The sequence below is a fragment of the Citrobacter sp. Cpo015 genome, assembly GCF_030333035.1.
Taxonomy (GTDB): domain Bacteria; phylum Pseudomonadota; class Gammaproteobacteria; order Enterobacterales; family Enterobacteriaceae; genus Citrobacter; species Citrobacter portucalensis.
The window spans coordinates 812984-830965 of record NZ_JAOWGS010000019.1; the positions used below are offsets into that span (position 1 = coordinate 812984).

At 52.2% G+C, this 17982-nt stretch carries 9 protein-coding genes; 4 read left to right on the plus strand and 5 right to left on the minus strand.

Features of this window, described 5'->3' with window-relative positions; all coding sequences use genetic code 11:
* Nucleotides 1-364 precede the first annotated feature (364 nt).
* On the plus strand, nt 365-7330 hold the full coding sequence (locus OGY67_RS04005; RefSeq protein ID WP_286573801.1) for an autotransporter outer membrane beta-barrel domain-containing protein: 6966 nt from the start codon (nt 365-367) through the stop codon (nt 7328-7330).
* Nucleotides 7331-7550: 220 nt separating this feature from the next.
* Here the strand turns inward: OGY67_RS04005 and ychF are convergent, their stop codons facing one another.
* Together ychF and pth are read right to left on the minus strand one after the other, a co-directional pair.
* Nucleotides 7551-8645, minus strand: coding sequence for a redox-regulated ATPase YchF (gene ychF / locus OGY67_RS04010; protein WP_003020818.1), 1095 nt, complete (start codon nt 8643-8645; stop codon nt 7551-7553).
* 115 nt (nt 8646-8760) lie between these two features.
* Nucleotides 8761-9345, minus strand: coding sequence for an aminoacyl-tRNA hydrolase (pth, locus tag OGY67_RS04015; RefSeq protein WP_003020814.1), 585 nt, complete (start codon nt 9343-9345; stop codon nt 8761-8763).
* 274 nt (nt 9346-9619) lie between these two features.
* Here pth and ychH point away from each other — a divergent pair, with 274 nt between their 5' ends.
* Complete coding sequence (gene ychH, locus OGY67_RS04020) at nt 9620-9901, plus strand: stress-induced protein YchH (RefSeq protein ID WP_003833480.1); 282 nt, start codon at nt 9620-9622, stop codon at nt 9899-9901.
* Between the two features lie 126 nt (nt 9902-10027).
* Here ychH and lysC read toward each other — a convergent pair whose 3' ends face one another.
* Complete coding sequence (gene lysC, locus OGY67_RS04025; RefSeq protein ID WP_008784984.1) at nt 10028-11389, minus strand: lysine-sensitive aspartokinase 3; 1362 nt, start codon at nt 11387-11389, stop codon at nt 10028-10030.
* 608 nt (nt 11390-11997) lie between these two features.
* On the opposite strand from lysC, the gene OGY67_RS04030 reads away from it, so the two are divergent.
* Both OGY67_RS04030 and OGY67_RS04035 read left to right on the plus strand, forming a co-directional pair.
* Nucleotides 11998-13383 carry a diaminobutyrate--2-oxoglutarate transaminase gene (locus OGY67_RS04030; RefSeq protein WP_286573529.1) on the plus strand — a complete coding sequence of 462 codons (1386 nt, stop codon included), beginning with the start codon at nt 11998-12000 and terminating at the stop codon, nt 13381-13383.
* 15 nt (nt 13384-13398) lie between these two features.
* On the plus strand, nt 13399-14862 hold the full coding sequence (locus tag OGY67_RS04035; RefSeq protein WP_286573531.1) for a pyridoxal phosphate-dependent decarboxylase family protein: 1464 nt from the start codon (nt 13399-13401) through the stop codon (nt 14860-14862).
* 97 nt (nt 14863-14959) lie between these two features.
* On the opposite strand, the gene dauA is transcribed toward OGY67_RS04035, so the two are convergent.
* On the minus strand, nt 14960-16642 hold the full coding sequence (gene dauA / locus OGY67_RS04040; protein WP_008784981.1) for a C4-dicarboxylic acid transporter DauA: 1683 nt from the start codon (nt 16640-16642) through the stop codon (nt 14960-14962).
* A gap of 124 nt (nt 16643-16766) precedes the next feature.
* On the minus strand, nt 16767-17714 hold the full coding sequence (gene prs, locus OGY67_RS04045) for a ribose-phosphate diphosphokinase (RefSeq protein WP_001518537.1): 948 nt from the start codon (nt 17712-17714) through the stop codon (nt 16767-16769).
* Nucleotides 17715-17982 lie beyond the last annotated feature (268 nt).

Genomic DNA, 17982 nt, shown 5'->3' on the forward strand with positions numbered 1-17982 from the left:
CTCAAAAAAGTTTTTCCAGGGTGGTAATCCCCCCTGGAGCTTTTTAATCATGAAGCTATTAGTTAACGACATGCTGAAAATATATATCGATAATATGTACTCACCAGAATGTATACTTCCGCTAACCAATAAAATGTCGTGTAACACCATTTAAAATTCAGCACGATAATCTTTAAATATTTATTTTTATAGATGATGTGTCTATAAACAACGCATTATTCATTATATATACCCTAGAAGAGGGGCGGCAAGTAAAATCACTCACGAAACGCCTGAGCTAAAAATCAGGCACTGATAATTTTGGCCCAAATTCACCTGTGAAGTAATCGCGAAAGAAAATGGGCTGTTAAAAGCGAGTGAGATGATGAACAAAGTATTTAAGGTTATCTGGAGCGTACCCCGCTCGTGTGCCGTTGTTGTTTCCGAACTGGCACGTGGAAACGTACAATCAAGCAGTTCTTCGCTTATTACGGAAGAACAATACAGCGCAGAATTCCAGAATGCATATGTTTTTCGAATGGCACCTGTCGCTTTATTAATGCTTGCACTTTTTCCAGCGAAATCACAGGCAACAGATTATGTAGTAGACTCCATGACCCCACAAGATGCCATAGAGATAACAGTGAGTGGACGGGATAATACATTGTCAGGTAGCTTTTCGAATGTTTCGTATGGTAATAGTGGTTACACCAATATGACTCTGGGTGAGGCTTATGATAAAGGTCTTCTAGGTACTAATAGTGAGTATGTTAAGAATAACAACATATTTAACATCGGCTCGCAAAGCAAAGTAGTTGACTTTATAGATCCAGTTACCGGGAATACGACATCAATAGCGGTCTACGATAATGATGCGATGGTCATTAACTCTCTCGCCGACTTTAATGTTACGATTTCAAATGCCGTGGGTGCTAACGGCCAGTATATAGATCGTAATCTATACAACGTTAATAGTGGAGCCACTCTTGATGTCAATGTTGGAAGTCAGGATGCCAACTGGATTAATGATAGGGAAAACTTATTTAGCGCTGTTTTCAAAAGTTCAAATACGAGTAGCATAAATAAAGCATCAGTTTTTAATGTTTCCAGTGAGTCTGGTGACAAAGCAGAGCTTAATTACCATTCTAAAACAATAGCCCAGTTAGGTAATGATTACAACAATCACAGTGGTGGCACGGCTATTGCGTACCCAGTGATTGACGAATTTACAGGTGAGTTCACCAGCAAACTTGGGCCACAAAATGTGACAAATGTGGAGGAGTTTAAAGCTTACAACGCTGCGTTAATCGCAGCGATTGAAAAAGGTGAGCTCTCAATGACTAGTGCAGAGTACAACGCTGAACTGAATTTGGCGCGAACTACCGGGTCTATCCCTATTTATGCGAATGAGGATGGGATTGCGTCTGATGATGCAGTTAGAGGAACGGTTAATCGTGATACCGTCTCCTACATCCACGGAACCGGCAAAGATGCCGTTATTAACATTGATAAAGACGCTAATCTGCAACTTTTTTGGTCTGATGCATCGCTGGTTAACCTGGAAAATGGTGCAACCTTAATCAATGAGGGCACACTAGGGTCGAATAACAATACGCTTCGTGGGGCCTATGTCGTCGCCGTTCACAGTGGTTCTGTATTTGAGAACAACGGGGTTGTTGATGCAGGGACTAACCCTGACATGGCTGAAAAATTGGGTTCGAGCGCAGCATTAGTCGCAGCAGGCCAGCACACGGCTATCCTGGCAAACGGCACATCCACTGTTAATAACAATGCCACTGGCGTGATTAACCTGGCGACGAGCTCTTCTCAATACAGTAATAAAGGTGTCCTACTCTCTTCGTCTGCGGTGCTGACAAATGATGGCACGATCAATGTCGCATCAACAGCGCAGACGAGTACCACTGGCACACCGGTCACAACAGGTGTTGAGGCCGGCCAGCAATCAACATTCAACCATAACGGCATGTTGTACATTGGCCGGGAGGCTCAACGTGAGGGTTCGGATGCAACTAACGACCTTCGTATTTCGGGAGACTCCATCGGTGTTCTGTTATCAGGCAGTGCGACGTATAACGGAGATGCGGCCTCAAAAATCGTAATAGGTTCTCAGACAACGAACGCAACAGCCATCGTTGTTAAAAATACCGCGACGTTGAATCAAAATGGCACGATAGAGATCAATGGCGAACTGCCTGGCGAATCCTCGATTGCCAACGTGGGGCTCAACGTAAAATCAGGTACCAGTGAAAACCGGGTCGTGAACAAAGGCATTATCAATCAGAACGGGCAAAACAGTATCGGTATTGATGTGGAAGCCGGTGGGAAAATCACGCACGCTGGTGTCATTAACGTCAACTCCGGTATTGATGAGGGTACGCATTACGCTAACTACGGTATCCGGGCAAGCGGTGAGGATGCCCTCGCGGTAGTATCAGGCGAAGTCAATCTCAATGGCGATTATGCCATCGGTGTGCAGGCGCGTGATAAAGGCACTATCACCCTGGTGGATAACGGAACGGTCACTTTCAATGACGGGAGTCACCAGACAGGGTATTACATCTACGGTTCTGGATCGTCAATTATCGATAATTCCACGAGTAATCAAACGGTTTCGACGACAGATTCGACGCTTTATCGTGTCGATGGCGGCGCTGCGTTTGATGGCTCCAACACCAATATGTCACAAATGAATGCAACGGGTGATAACTCCACCATTATCCTTACGACGGACGCAGGCAGCAGTTTTAACTCCGGCAAGCTGGCGTTAAGCATTATAGGCGAAGGCTCAACTGGTGTTCGCATTGAAGGCGGCGCGACGGGGACAATCACGGCGGATGCTGATATTGTTAAAGTCGCCGGTAAGGGCACAACGGCGGGCGTTGTTGACGGAAACTACTATGCCCTGGATGGCGAAGTCGTAGACGCCAAAAAAGGTGAGTCGGTATTAACCAGCTATGCCACCCTTGAAACGGCCAACACCGCTGACGGTGCTTTCGGCTATATCGCCCGCAATGGCGGTACGCTAAATCACAAAGGCACCATTGACTTTGATCAGCCTGACAGTACCGGGGTGCTGATTTCCGGCGGTACGCTGAACAATGACGGCGATATTCAGGTGAATGGCGTGGCGGTCAATATTCAGGGCGCAGATTCCGTGGTGAACAATATCGCGACAGTTTCTGCCACCGATGGCACCGCGGCGTATCTGGTCGGGAGCGACGCAACGCTTAACCTGACCGGTGAAGGGCAAACTACCGCTGACGGCACGGCGCACGCCATTCTGTTGGCAAGCGGGGCGAAAGGGCTGGTCGTTGATGGCGCAACCATCACGATGGCCGCGGGCGGCAGCGGTAACGCCATTGAAAACCAGGCCAACCTTGCCGGTATTCAACTCAAAGAGACCCACATTACCGTCGGAAACGGCGTTGGTGTGCATACCGGGGCTTCCATGGATCGGATCAACTCTGGCACCATCAACGTCACTGGCAGCGGCACAGGTATCCTGTTTGAAAACATTGATGGTTCGCAAACCAATCAGACTCTGGATATGTCCGATTCGCGCGACCTGGTCATCAACGTCCAGCAGGCGAGCGGCAAAGGGATCGTCACCAATTCGTCCGCAGACCTGAAAACCGGTGCCAGCGTGAACGTGCTGGACCGCGATGGTGCAGAAGCGCTGGTCGTCGGCGGGACCACGAAAAATATTGAACAGTCGGGCGAGCTGACGTCGGTTTCCACCTCGCATGCGGTGGTCGATGCAGATAACGGCTCACTGGAAAGTTTCCTTAATAAAGGGGTGATCCGCGCGCTGGATGCTTCGCAAAAAGCGTTGGAAATCGTCAAAGGTAAGGGTATTGCCTTTACCAATGCCGCGGAAGCCAGCATCACTGGGATGGTGAATTTACTGAGTGGTGACAACACCATCACGCTGGAGTCCGGCAGTACGGCAACGGATATCACCACCGGTGACGGCAGCGATCTCTTCGTGCTGAAAGACATCAAGACGACGGAAACGTCGCTCTTCACCAGCCTGAATGGCGGAGAAGGCGAAGACACGCTCCGGTTGCAGAACGCGCAGTACAGCCTGAACAGTGCCGACGCTATTACCGGCATGGAGCATATCGATCTGACCAGCAACTCGGTGTTTACCGTCAATGACGTCGACTTCGCCCTGGGTGATTCGAAAGATGATGCATCAAATACGGGTTACAGCATCGATGCGAATAGCACGCTGCAACTGAACGCGACCGGCGATCTAGAGTTCAACAGTCACCTATCGGGAACCGGGAGCGTGTCTGTGGATGCGTCCGGCAAGGCGTTTGATTTTACCGCTAACAATGCCGCAGACGGTTTCCAGGGCACGCTTGCGCTGCAAAACAGCACCTATGAATTGACCGGACTGAACACTCAGGCGCTGACTCAGGCGAGGCTGATCGCGGGTGAAGGTAGCATCACGCATGTTGGCAAGGGCGAACAGAATATCGGTGGGCTGGCGTTTAACGGCGGCACGGTGAGCTTCGACGGTGTTACACCGGGCAAAACGCAAGCGGATGGTACGATCCATGCGGGTGAAATGGATCTGAGTGGTCGCGGGACCGTTCAGGTGGATACCGGCAGCGTCAGCAACGATCGTCCGCTGACGGATACGACGCTCTCCCTGCTTGAACAGGACGACGCGCAGGAATTGATCAAACTGGTCACCTCTGACACCGCTGTGCAGGGTGGTGCGGGCAACCTGACGTTAACCGACAAAGACGGCAACGTTATCAGCGATGGCGTGGTGGCTGACATTGAGCAGAATGGCGACGTGGTGGCCAAAGGCACTTACGATTACCGCCTGACCGGTGGCGAAAACGACGACGGGCTGTATATCAACTACGGGCTGATGCAGGTCGAACTGCTGGCGTCCGGCAGTAACGCACTGGTGCTGGATGCTAACGGTAAAACAGGTAATGCCGCTGACCTCAGCGCCCGCGTCACCGGTTCAGGAGACCTGGCCTTCGACAGTGCCAGAGGCCAGACCGTGTCTCTCTCCAATATGGATAACGACTACACTGGTGTCACCGATGTGCGCAGCGGCAACCTGCTGATGAAGAACAACGACGTGCTGGGGCAGACCAGCGAACTGAGTCTGGCATCTGACACCGGTTTTGATATGAACGGCTACAGTCAGACGGTCGGTAAACTGACTACTACTGTCGATTCTCTGCTGAACATTAATGGTGGCAGCATGACGATTGCGGACGGTGGCGAGGCTAACGGCACTTTAACAGGTAGCGGCGCGCTCAACCTGAATGGCGGAATGCTGACTGTCACGGCTGAAAACAGCACTCTGGCAGCGAAAACCACTATTGCCGAAGGGGCAACGGCGCTGCTGAACTCCACGCTGGGCCTCGGCACCGGCGACATCGTGGCGGCCGGTACGCTGGCGTTAAGCAATGCCGCAGGCGTACTGTACAACGCCATCAGCGATAACGGCAGTGTTGAACTCGCCGACAGCGATGTGGTGCTAGTCGGTAACAACAGCGAGTTTGCCGGAACATTTGATATTGATGCTGCCTCGCAACTGACCGCATCTGTGGCAGAGCATCTGGGCGATGCGGCGGTAAAAAATACTGGTTCACTGGTGCTCAACAGCGCCAGTAACTGGGACCTGAACAACATTGTTTCCGGTGCGGGCAGCGTTACCAAGCTCGGCAGTGGCACCATCACCGTGGGCGAGAATGCCGAGTGGACCGGTGCCACACACATTGAGCAGGGGGGCCTGCAGCTGGGCAGCGAGATTGCTTCAGTGGTGCTGAGCAGCAAGCAGGTCAATATCGCAGAACAGGGAACGTTATCCGGGTTTGGCGGCGTGGCAGGTGATATCAACAACGCTGGTCTGCTTCAGGTTGGCACCGCTGAGAGTATAGGTACGCACACATTTACGGTGGGCGGAAACGTCACCAACAACGGTACGATGGCCACCGGTGTGTCCGGTCAACAAGCCGGTAACCAACTGGTGATTAAGGGTAACTATGCGGGCAACGATGGGCTGCTGTCACTTAACACCGCGCTTGGCGACGATAAATCTGTCACCGATAAGCTGGTTGTGGAAGGTGACACCTCCGGCAACACGTATATCACGGTGACGAATGCCGGTGGCAAAGGGGCGGCAACCACCAACGGTATCGAAGTGATCACTGTTGAGGGGGCGTCCGACGGCGATTTCACTCAGAACGGCCGTATTGTTGCCGGGGCATATGACTACACCCTGAACCGCGGTACCGGCGAGAACAGCAGCAACTGGTATCTGAACAGCAGCAAAACGGACCCGGGCACGGACCCGGGAGATAAGGAAACGCCGGACCTGCGTCCGGAAGGCGGCAGCTACACTGCGAACCTGGCAGCGGCTAACACTCTATTTGTGACCCGTCTGCACGATCGTCTGGGCGAAACGCAGTATATCGACGCCTTAACCGGCGAGCAAAAAGTCACCAGCATGTGGATGCGTCACGTGGGCGGCCACAACAACTGGCGTGATGGCAGCGGGCAGCTCAAAACGCAGAGCAACCGTTACGCCGTTCAACTGGGCGGTGATGTGGCGCAGTGGAGCCAGAGTGGTCTTGACCGCTGGCATCTTGGGCTGATGGCCGGTTACGGCAACGACCACAGCAATACCCACACGTCACGTACGCAGTATGGTTCGAAAGGGTCTGTGAACGGCTATTCCGCCGGGGTTTACTCAACCTGGTATGCCAACGACGAGACGCACAGCGGGCTGTATGTCGATACCTGGGCACAGTACAACTGGTTTAACAACAGCGTGAAGGGTGAAGGTCTGCAGGGCGAATCCTATAAATCGAAAGGGGTGAACGCCTCGGTGGAAACCGGCTACACCTGGAAAATGGGGGAATACCAGACGCGTGAAGGTTCGACCAACGAATGGTATATCCAGCCGCAGGCACAGGCCGTGTGGATGGGCGTGAAAGCCGACGATCACCGTGAAAGCAACGGCACCCGCATCACCAGCAGCGGTGACGGTAATGTGCAAACGCGTCTTGGTGTGAAAACCTGGATCAAAGGCCACAGCCAGCTCGATAACGGTAAAGCGCGTGAGTTCCAGCCGTTTGCCGAAGTTAATTGGCTGCACAATACCCGTGATTTCAGCACCCGGATGGACGGCGTTAACGTCAGCCAGGCCGGAACGAAAAACCTGGGTGAGGTGAAAGTGGGTGTCGAAGGGCAGGTCAGTCCACGTTTCAACCTGTGGGGCAATGTCGGCGTGCAGGTGGGTGATAAAGGCTATAATGACAGTGCGGCAATGATCGGCGCGAAATGGAACTTCTGATAATCGTCTCCTGACCTTTTTGCCAGGCAACCAGTGGTTTGCCTGGCAATCCTGCTGGTTGGACTGACCCCACGCTCGTAGACAAATTCTTTCCTCACGACGGGGCCTGTTCAATAAGTTGAGACATTATGAAATGAAAAATCCACGCAATTGCGTGGATTTTATAGGTTTTGTCATTTTCATGAGATTCGTTGCAACCTCATGAGATAACAAATTTTATTTAGACGTTGAACAGGAAGTTCATGATATCGCCATCTTTGACGATATAGTCCTTACCTTCGGCACGCATTTTCCCAGCTTCTTTCGCACCTTGCTCACCTTTATAGGTGATGAAATCTTCAAACGCGATGGTTTGTGCGCGGATAAAGCCTTTCTCGAAGTCGGTATGGATTTTACCGGCTGCCTGCGGAGCCGTGGCACCGACAGGAATGGTCCATGCACGGACTTCTTTCACGCCAGCAGTGAAGTAGGTCTGCAGGTTCAGCAATTCGTAGCCAGCACGGATAACGCGGTTCAGGCCCGGCTCTTCCAGACCCATTTCAGCCATGAATTCTTCACGGTCAGCATCATCGAGTTCTGCGATGTCAGCTTCAACGGCTGCGCAAACGGCAACCACAACAGAACCTTCGGCAGCCGCGATTTCGCGCACTTTATCGAGGTACGGGTTATTTTCAAAACCGTCTTCGTTGACGTTGGCGATGTACATTGTTGGCTTCAGCGTCAGGAAGCTCAGGTATTTGATGGCCGCTTTGTCTTCGTCAGTCAGCGTTTTCAGCGCGCGCAGCATGCCAGCGTTTTCCAGCTGTGGCAGGCATTTTTCCAGCGCAGCCAGTTCTGCTTTAGCGTCTTTGTCGCCGCCTTTGGCCTTCTTCTGCACGCGATGGATAGCGCGCTCACAGGTGTCGAGGTCGGACAACGCCAGCTCGGTATTGATAACTTCAATGTCATCAGCCGGATCCACTTTGTTATTAACGTGGATGATGTTGTCGTTTTCAAAGCAACGCACCACGTGGCCGATAGCTTCGGTTTCACGGATGTTGGTCAGGAATTGGTTACCCAGACCTTCACCTTTGGACGCGCCTTTTACCAGACCGGCGATGTCGACGAATTCCATCGTTGTTGGCAGGATACGCTGCGGTTTGACGATTTCGGCCAGCTGATCCAGACGCGGATCGGGCATCGGGACAACACCGGTGTTCGGCTCGATAGTACAGAACGGGAAGTTTGCCGCTTCAATACCCGCTTTTGTGAGCGCGTTGAACAGGGTGGATTTGCCTACGTTTGGCAAACCGACGATACCGCATTTGAATCCCATGTTTAAATCACCTTAATCTTTTGATATTCAACCTGTTATGGAAAACAGATTGTAGAAATGTATATAACTTTGCCTATTATACACAGCACGCGAGAAAAATGCCGCACATCGCTGCTTATTGCGCTTTAAAGGTGTGTAACCGGCTCGTCGCTTTGGTCAGGCCGTCTTTGAACAATATCTCGGTACAACGTGCCGCTTCGTCAATTGCTTCATCAATTAACTTCTGTTCTGAAACAGGCGGTTTGCCTAAAACAAATCCGACAACTTTGTTTTTATCGCCCGGATGGCCAATTCCAACGCGTAAACGATGAAAGTTGGGGTTATTACCTAACTTGCTAATGATGTCTTTCAGGCCATTATGTCCGCCATGACCGCCGCCAAGCTTAAATTTGGCCACGCCAGGGGGCAGGTCTAACTCATCGTGTGCGACCAAAATTTCATCGGGGTTAATACGATAAAAACTGGCCATCGCACCGACAGCCTTGCCGCTCAGATTCATAAATGTGGTTGGCACCAGCAGACGGACGTCTTCACCTTCAAGAGTAACTCTGGAGGTGTAGCCGAAGAATTTCGGCTCATCGCGCAGGGGAGCGCGTAATCTTTCTGCCAGTAGATCGACATACCATGCGCCTGCATTGTGTCGCGTTGCCGCATACTCTGCGCCGGGGTTCGCCAGGCCGACAATCAATTTAATCGCCACGTGTTTTGTCCTGAGTGTTTCGATAAACGACGTGTAGTTTACTGTCTGACGCTGCTGTTGACAAAAAACTGCGAGCTTATCGCCAAAAGCTGAATAATTGCACAAATGGACTATTAGAAAATGAGTGTGTTCAGTGGCTTATTTGTAAAGTTTTGTTGCATGAGTGTTTGTAATTGTGATCGCTCCCGCACTTGCGAACGGCAGTGTTGTCTATACTTTACACATAAGGATTAGGGGTATTCCCTGTAACAACCCAAAGTTCCGGAGGTGACACATGAAACGCAAAAACGCTTCGTTACTCGGTAACGTGCTCATGGCTTTAGGGTTGGTGGTGATGGTGGGTGGTGTTGGTTACTCTATTTTAAACCAACTGCCGCAATTTAATCTGCCACAGTTTTTCGCACATGGTGCCGTGCTCAGTATTTTTGTTGGTGGTGTCCTCTGGTTGGCGGGTGCCAGAGTGGGGGGGCACGAACAAATCAGCGATCGTTACTGGTGGGTGCGCCACTATGACAAACGCTGCCGTCGCGGTGATACCAATCATCGGCATAACTAAATAGCTCTCCCAACTCGGAGTGCAGTTGTTTGAACACAAAGTCCTGGTTTAAAAACCAGGGCTCTGCTTGTTCGTCAGTACTGGATTAAACGACTTCTACCCTTGGTGGCATACTACAAAGAAGCGTTATTCGAATAACCGATAATGTAACGCTTTGATCGCGCTGTCTGCATTGTCAGCCGGCAACAGGATGCTCAGGTTGTCGTTTGACGCCCCATGGCAAATCATTCGTACCGTATGCTCTTCAAGCCAGGCAAAAACGTCTTTGCAAACTCCCGCAGCCTGTGTGAGTTGATTCCCCACCAAAGTGACCAGCGCCAGCCCGGTTTCCACTTCCACACGACAGTGGGAGGATAATGCGGTAAACAATGCGGTGGTCAGCACATGGTCTTCACCTGAGGTTGCATGAGTGGCGTCCAGCGCCAGCGCAATACTATTCTCTGAGGTTGTAACCAAATCCACTGTGACTGCATGGCGAGCTAAAATGGTGAAGGACTGCGCCAGGAAAGAACAGGAAGGTTGCGCCTCCAGGCTGTGTAACCGCAACAGCGTCTGTTTACGACGCACGGCGAGCGCACGATAGCGAGGTGGATTATCGGTGGTGTTGTGCACCAGCGTACCTCCGGCGGCAGTATCCTTACTTGAGCCAACAAAGACCGGAATGCTTTTACGCATTGCCGGGAGCAGTGTCGCCGGGTGGAGAACCTTCGCACCGTAGGCGGCCATATCGCTGGCCTCGGAAAATGAGATATGGTCGATTCGTTTGGCCCGCGGCGCAATGCGTGGGTCGGTGGTGTAGATCCCTGCGACGTCGGTCCAGATGTCAACGCGTGTGGCGTGAAGCGCCTCACCGAGAAGCGTAGCCGTGTAATCACTACCGCCGCGCCCAAGCGTAGTGGTGTGCCCTGCGGCATCACGCCCGATAAATCCCTGAGTCACCATAATCGCTTGCTCAAGACGAGGGCGCAGGTGAGTCTCCACTTGGTGGTGCAGTGTGCCAAGCTCAGGTTCGGCACAGCCGAAGTTCGAGTTAGTACGCATCACGCTGCGGGCGTCAAACCACCCGGCCTCGGCATGCCGTTCACGTAAGACTTCAGTAAAAAGTAGCGAGGACATCAGCTCGCCATGGCTGACTAATTCATCGCTTAACGCATCAGACGGCGAAACCATCGCCGTTTGTGCAAGTCGACGTATATTGTTTAGAAGATTATCAATTTCCGTGCTGATAACGGACGGCTGCTTCAGGCGGGAAATAATGTTGTATTGGATGGCGCGTAAAGTCTCAATCTTATCTAATTGTTGATGTGTTTCCAGACCTTCAGAAAGCTCAACCAGTAAGTTTGTCACGCCTGCTGAAGCAGACAAAACGACTAAACGGACATCTTGATCAGCAAGGACAATGCTGGCGCTGCGGTTCATCGCATCAAAATCAGCGACGCTGGTGCCGCCAAATTTGGCAACGACGGATGGTGGATAAATGCGAGTCATAACAATCTCATATCAGGGCGCCATAAAAGTATGGCTAGAAAATTTTCATTCTCGGCATAAGGGAACGACGTTCGCCTTACGAAATGTCCGCCCGCGAACATTTCTGCTGACAACCCAGGGAATACCTGTTGTCGATAACGCGTGTCGCCTGTACACGTTATCGGGTGCTGCGCATTAATTTTATCTACATAGCCTGCAAATAAGCGCGCCATACTAAGTGATTTATATTTAGGGATCGACTTTTTTATTCGATTTATCGACAAATAAGTGAAAAATCATGTCATCACAAGATATCGAGAGCATCATTAATGGTAAAAACGTGTAAAAAAATAATAAAAACACGAAAATCCCATGGTTTTTATTAGATTGTCTGCGTTGCAATTAGCTACAACATTGTTAATTAAATAGATATATTTCTTTAGGATTTAGTAGTGGTAAATAGTTGTTACGCTTTGAATTTAAAGGAAAAGGTTGTTATTTTTAATGCCGAAAAATAAATGATTGAGTCCTAAGCTAAAACAACATATATTAGCCGCGCTTTTTTACAGGTAATCCTTATAACCATTTATTCAATCAGGCGTTAATCTACACCTGGTTGTAGGAGTGATATGATGACGGATAAAGTCCGTATTGATACTTTAAGTGCTAATTCATTACCGCAGAGCAATGATACCTTTTTAGCAAGACAGGCTGAGTTTGAATCTAATGTCCGCAGCTATCCACGTAAACTGCCATTAGCGATCGCTAAAGCGCAGGGCGTCTGGATTACTGATGTAGAAAATAATCAATATCTTGATTGCCTGGCAGGTGCCGGAACCCTGGCGCTTGGTCATAACCATCCTGAAGTGCTGCAGAGCATTCAAAGTGTCGTCACAAGCGGCTTACCGTTACATACGCTTGACCTTACCACGCCGTTAAAAGATGAATTCTCATCATATTTACTTTCTTTATTACCGGGTCAGGGCAAAGAATATTGCCTGCAGTTCACCGGTCCGTCCGGCGCTGATGCTGTTGAAGCGGCGCTGAAGCTGGCGAAGAAAGTCACCGGCCGTTCCAGCATCATCAGTTTCTCCGGTGGCTACCACGGGATGACCCACGGCGCGCTGTCCGTGACCGGCAACCTGTCGCCGAAAGAAGCGGTCAGCAACATGATGGCGGAAGTGCAGTTTATGCCGTATCCGCATCAATACCGTTGCCCGCTGGGTATCGGCGGCGACGCTGGCGTTAAAGCATTAACCTACTACTTCGAAAACCTGATCAACGACGTTGAAAGCGGCGTGCGTAAACCGGCTGCCGTGATCCTTGAAGCGGTGCAGGGTGAAGGTGGCGTGAATCCGGCTCCGGTCGAGTGGCTGCAACGCATTCGTAAAGTGACGCAGGAACATGGCATTCTGTTGATCATCGATGAAGTTCAGGCGGGCTTTGCACGTACCGGTAAACTGTTCGCCTTCGAACATGCCGGTATTGAGCCAGATATCATCGTGATGTCCAAAGCGGTTGGCGGCGGTCTGCCACTGGCGGTGCTGGGCATTAAAAAGCAGTTCGATGCGTGGGCTCCGGGCCACCACACTGGTACTTTCCGCGGCAACCAGTTGGCGATGGCGACCGGTCTGACAACGCTGAAGATCCTCAAAGATGACAAGATTGCCGATAAAGTTGCTGCCCAGGGCGAGTGGCTGAAAGGCAAACTGGCTGACCTGCAGAAACGCTACCCGGTTATTGGCCAGGTGCGCGGTCTGGGTCTGATGATCGGCCTGGAAATCGTGAAGCCGAACGAAGCACAGGATCACATGGGCTGCTACCCGGCCGATGGCGAGCTGTCCGCGTTGCTGCAGAAAAAATGCTTCGAAAATGGGCTGATTCTGGAGCGTGGTGGCCGCAACGGGTGCGTGCTGCGCCTGCTGCCGTCACTGCTGATCACCAACGCTGAGCTGGAAATCTTCCTCGATAAATTCGAAAACGCCCTGCTGGGCGCTGGCGTGAAGCCGGTTTAAACGGAGTTGGATCGAATGTCAGACGTAAACCCGATTCTGTCCGGCTCGGCGCAAAGCATTGCAGCTTATCAGGACGCTATCGAGCAGAGTACGCAAGCGGTCGTTGAATGGTTGAAGCAGCCTGAGATGTATCAGGGTAAAACCGTTGAGCAACTGCGTGAACGTATCAACCTGAATTTTACGTCTCAGGGCCTGGGCAACCAGGCCGCTATTGAGCGTGCGGTTGAATACTTTCTCAAAGACAGCTTGTTGGTTCACCATGCGCAGTGCGTGGCGCATCTGCACTGCCCGAGCCTGGTAATTAGCCAGGCGGCGGAAGTGCTGATCAACGCCACCAACCAGAGTATGGACTCCTGGGACCAGAGCCCGTCGGCCACCATCATTGAGATCAAGCTGATCGAGTGGTTGCGTGAGCAGGTTGGATACCCGACAGGCGATGCGGGCGTATTCACCAGCGGCGGTACGCAGAGTAACCTGATGGGCCTGATGCTGGCGCGTGATGCTTTCTTCGCTCGCCAGGGGCACTCCATTCAGCAGGATGGTCTGACCGGTGATCTGAGTAAAATCAAAGTATTCTGCTCTGAAAGCGCGCACTTCTCCGTGCAGAAGAACATGGCGCTGATGGGGCTGGGCTACCGTTCCGTCACCCAGGTGAAGACCGATGCGTTTTCACGCATGGATCTGGCTGACCTGAAAGACAAGCTGGCCCGGGCGAAAGCCAACGGTGAGCAGGTGATGGCAATCGTCGCCACTGCCGGTACTACCGATGCGGGCGCAATCGATCCGTTAGCGGATATTGCAGCGCTGGCTGCAGAACATCAGATCTGGATGCACGTGGATGCGGCATGGGGCGGGGCGTTACTGCTTTCTGATAAGTACCGTGACTTCCTGAACGGCCTTGAACTGGCAGATTCCGTGACGCTGGATTTCCACAAGCAGTTCTTCCAGACCATCAGCTGCGGTGCGTTCCTGTTAAAAGATGCGCGCAACTACGAGCTGATGCGTTACCAGGCGGCGTACCTGAACTCTGATTTCGATGAAGAGGCTGGCGTACCAAACCTGGTATCGAAGTCGCTGCAGACCACGCGTCGTTTCGATGCGCTGAAGCTGTGGATGGGCCTCGAAGCGCTGGGCAAAAAGCAGTATGCCGAGATCATTGATAACGGTGTGACGCTGGCGCGTGATGTTGCTGAGTTTGTCAAAACCCAGCCGCATCTAGAACTGGTGATGGAGCCGCAGCTGGCAAGCGTGCTGTTCCGCTTCCGCCCGCAAAGTGACGACGTGGCATTTGTCGCGCTGCTGAACCAGCGTATTGGCGACGTTCTTCTGGCTTCAGGTCGCGCCAACGTCGGCGTGACCGAAGCAGATGGTGTCACCTGCCTGAAGCTAACGCTGCTCAATCCGACGGTATGTCTGGAGGATGTTAAAGTCCTGCTGGCAAGCGTGAAGGCAACGGCTGAGCAACTGCTGAACGCGTAAGCAATAAGCTTGTTATAAAAATGGCTCCCACGTACGGGAGCCATTTTTTTGTCTGTCATTTGTAATCCGGCGGCGTTTCGCCTGGCCGGGCTACACGTCAGCGGATATCTGCTAGCGCAGCATCTTTATTCGGGAAGAACGTCAGGCGCCCGGCAATCGGCTGAATGCCCGCGCGCGCCATGGTACGTAGCGGCTGGAATTCCAGATTACTGATGCGTAATTCACAACCTTCCGGCAGACGTTTTACAAAGCGTTGGAAAGCGTCCAGACCACCGGCATCCAGTACCGGGACCGCGTCCCACTTCAAGACTACGATGCGTTTACCTTCAATACGTGACTCGAGATCGGTAAATAATCCTTCCGCCGCGGCAAAGAACAGCGGACCAATAACGCGCAGCACCAGTACATCGTCCGGTACGTCTACGTTGACCGGCGCCAGGCGAGTCATGCGCGCAATACGACGCATAAACAGCAGAGAGGCGAGAACGATACCGACACTGATGGCAATAACCATGTCGAACAGTACCGTCAGCGACATACACATCAGCATGACAATGATGTCGTCTTTCGGTGCATGGCGCAGCAAATCCACCACTTTATGCGCTTCACTCATGTTCCATGCCACCATCAGCAGCAGGGCGGCCATGGCGGAAAGCGGTAACCAGGAAAGCAGCGGTGCAAGTACCAGCAGGGCAAGGATCACCAGAATCGCGTGGATAACCGCAGAGATTGGCGAGGTCGCCCCGGCGCGGACGTTTGCCGCAGAGCGGGCAATTGCCGCTGTGGCGGTGATACCGCCAAAGAACGGTGCCACGATGTTACCCAGCCCCTGGCCAATCAACTCGCTGTTAGCTTTATGCTTGGTGCCGGTCATCCCATCGAGTACGACGGCGCACAGCAGAGATTCAATTGCCCCCAGCATCGCCATCGAGAAGGCTGCCGGTAACAGCGCCTGTAACGAGCTCCAGCTCAGGGTAAAGTTTGACTCCGGCATATTCCACGGCAGGACCAGCTGCGGCAGCAACTGCGGGATACCATTACCCTGTGAGCCGTCAGCCAGAATGTAGTGGAACTGAGAACCAATGGTGGCGACATGGCCGCCGGTCAGGTTCACGATACCCATTACCGCGCAGCCTGCCAGCAGTGCGGGAAGGTGACCCGGCAGTCGGATCCCCAGGCGCGGCCAGAAAATCAGGATCCCCAGCGTCACTACGCCAATGGCGGCATCGCCAACGTTGATGGTCGGCAAGGCCATAAATAGCGCGCCGACCTTCTGCAGATAGTGCTCCGGGACATGGGCCATCTGCAGGCCAAGAAAATCTTTAATCTGCATGGTACCGATGGTGATACCAATACCCGATGTAAAACCTAACGTTACCGACACGGGGATATATTCGATCAGGCGGCCAAAACGAGCGAGGCCGAAAAGGATCAGGAATATCCCGGACATGAGCGTGGCAACCAGCAGGCCTGCCAGCCCAAACTGTTGCGACACCGGATACAGAATCACCACGAAGGCGGCGGTTGGGCCAGATACGCTAAAGCGCGATCCCCCGGTAAGGGCGATAACAATCCCAGCGACGGCTGAGGTATACAGGCCGTACTGCGGCGCAACGCCACTGCCTATTGCCAGGGCCATTGCCAGCGGAATGGCGATGATCCCAACGGTTATCCCGGCGATCAGGTCACGGGTAAAGCGAGAGGCAGTATATTTTTCTTTCCAACAAGCGTCGATGAGGGCGCGGAAAGGCATCACATGTGAGGAAAATAATCTGTTCACAATAATGTTTCATCCATGAGCGCATCATCTGTCAACTAAATGGCAGGTGAAGGAGGCATAAGTCATACAAATAAGTATTGCAGATAAAAAAACCCGCCGCAGCGGGTTTTTGAGCCGGGCTCGATTAATGCTCGAACATAGCAGAGATGGATTCTTCGTTGCTGATACGACGAATCGCTTCGGCCAGCATACCCGACAGGGTCAATGTACGCACGTTTGGCAGCGCTTTGATTTCGTCAGTCAGTGGAATAGTGTCACAGACAACGACTTCATCAATCACTGAGTTGCGCAGGTTGTTTGCCGCATTACCTGAGAAGATCGGGTGAGTGGCGTAAGCAAATACGCGTTTAGCACCACGTTCTTTCAGTGCTTCTGCTGCTTTGCACAGCGTACCGCCGGTATCGATCATGTCATCAACCAGAACACAGTCACGACCAGCAACGTCACCGATAATGTGCATCACCTGAGAAACGTTCGCACGAGGGCGACGTTTGTCGATGATAGCCATGTCGGTATCGTTCAGCAGTTTAGCGATAGCGCGGGCACGCACGACGCCACCGATATCCGGAGAAACCACAATCGGGTTGTCCAGGTTCAGCTGCAGCATGTCTTCTAACAGGATCGGGCTACCGAATACGTTATCAACCGGTACGTCAAAGAAGCCCTGGATCTGTTCAGCATGCAGGTCAACGGTGAGGACGCGGTCAACGCCAACGCTGGACAGGAAATCAGCGACGACTTTAGCGGTAATCGGTACACGAGCGGAACGTACGCGACGATCCTGACGTGCATAGCCGAAGTAAGGAATAACGGCGGTGATACGGCCTGCGGAAGCACGGCGCAGCGCATCAACCATAACGACCAATTCCATCAGGTTGTCGTTAGTAGGGGCACAAGTGGACTGGATGATGAAAATATCACCACCGCGTACATTTTCATTAATTTGTACGCTGACTTCGCCGTCGCTAAAGCGACCTACAGCGGCGTCGCCGAGTGAAGTGTACAGGCGGTTGGCAATACGTTGTGCTAGTTCCGGGGTGGCGTTACCAGCAAAAAGCTTCATATCAGGCACGAGAAGAACCTCAGGCATGCGTCCATTGGTGGAAAGAATCTGCCGAAAACTGTGCGGGCCAGGCAGTATCCTCTCCATGCGGTGTATTAAAGAGCGCGATGCAACGTCTGGAACAGGGTGACGTTGTCACCGCAACTCAGCTTGCCCGGCTTACTCTTTATCTTTCGCGTTTCATTTGCGCTGGCATCAATTCCTCACACCAGTTACATACTGAAGTTGTATGCACCTGGCGATTCGTCATTTCGCCATCTTCCTGAAATCCGAAGGA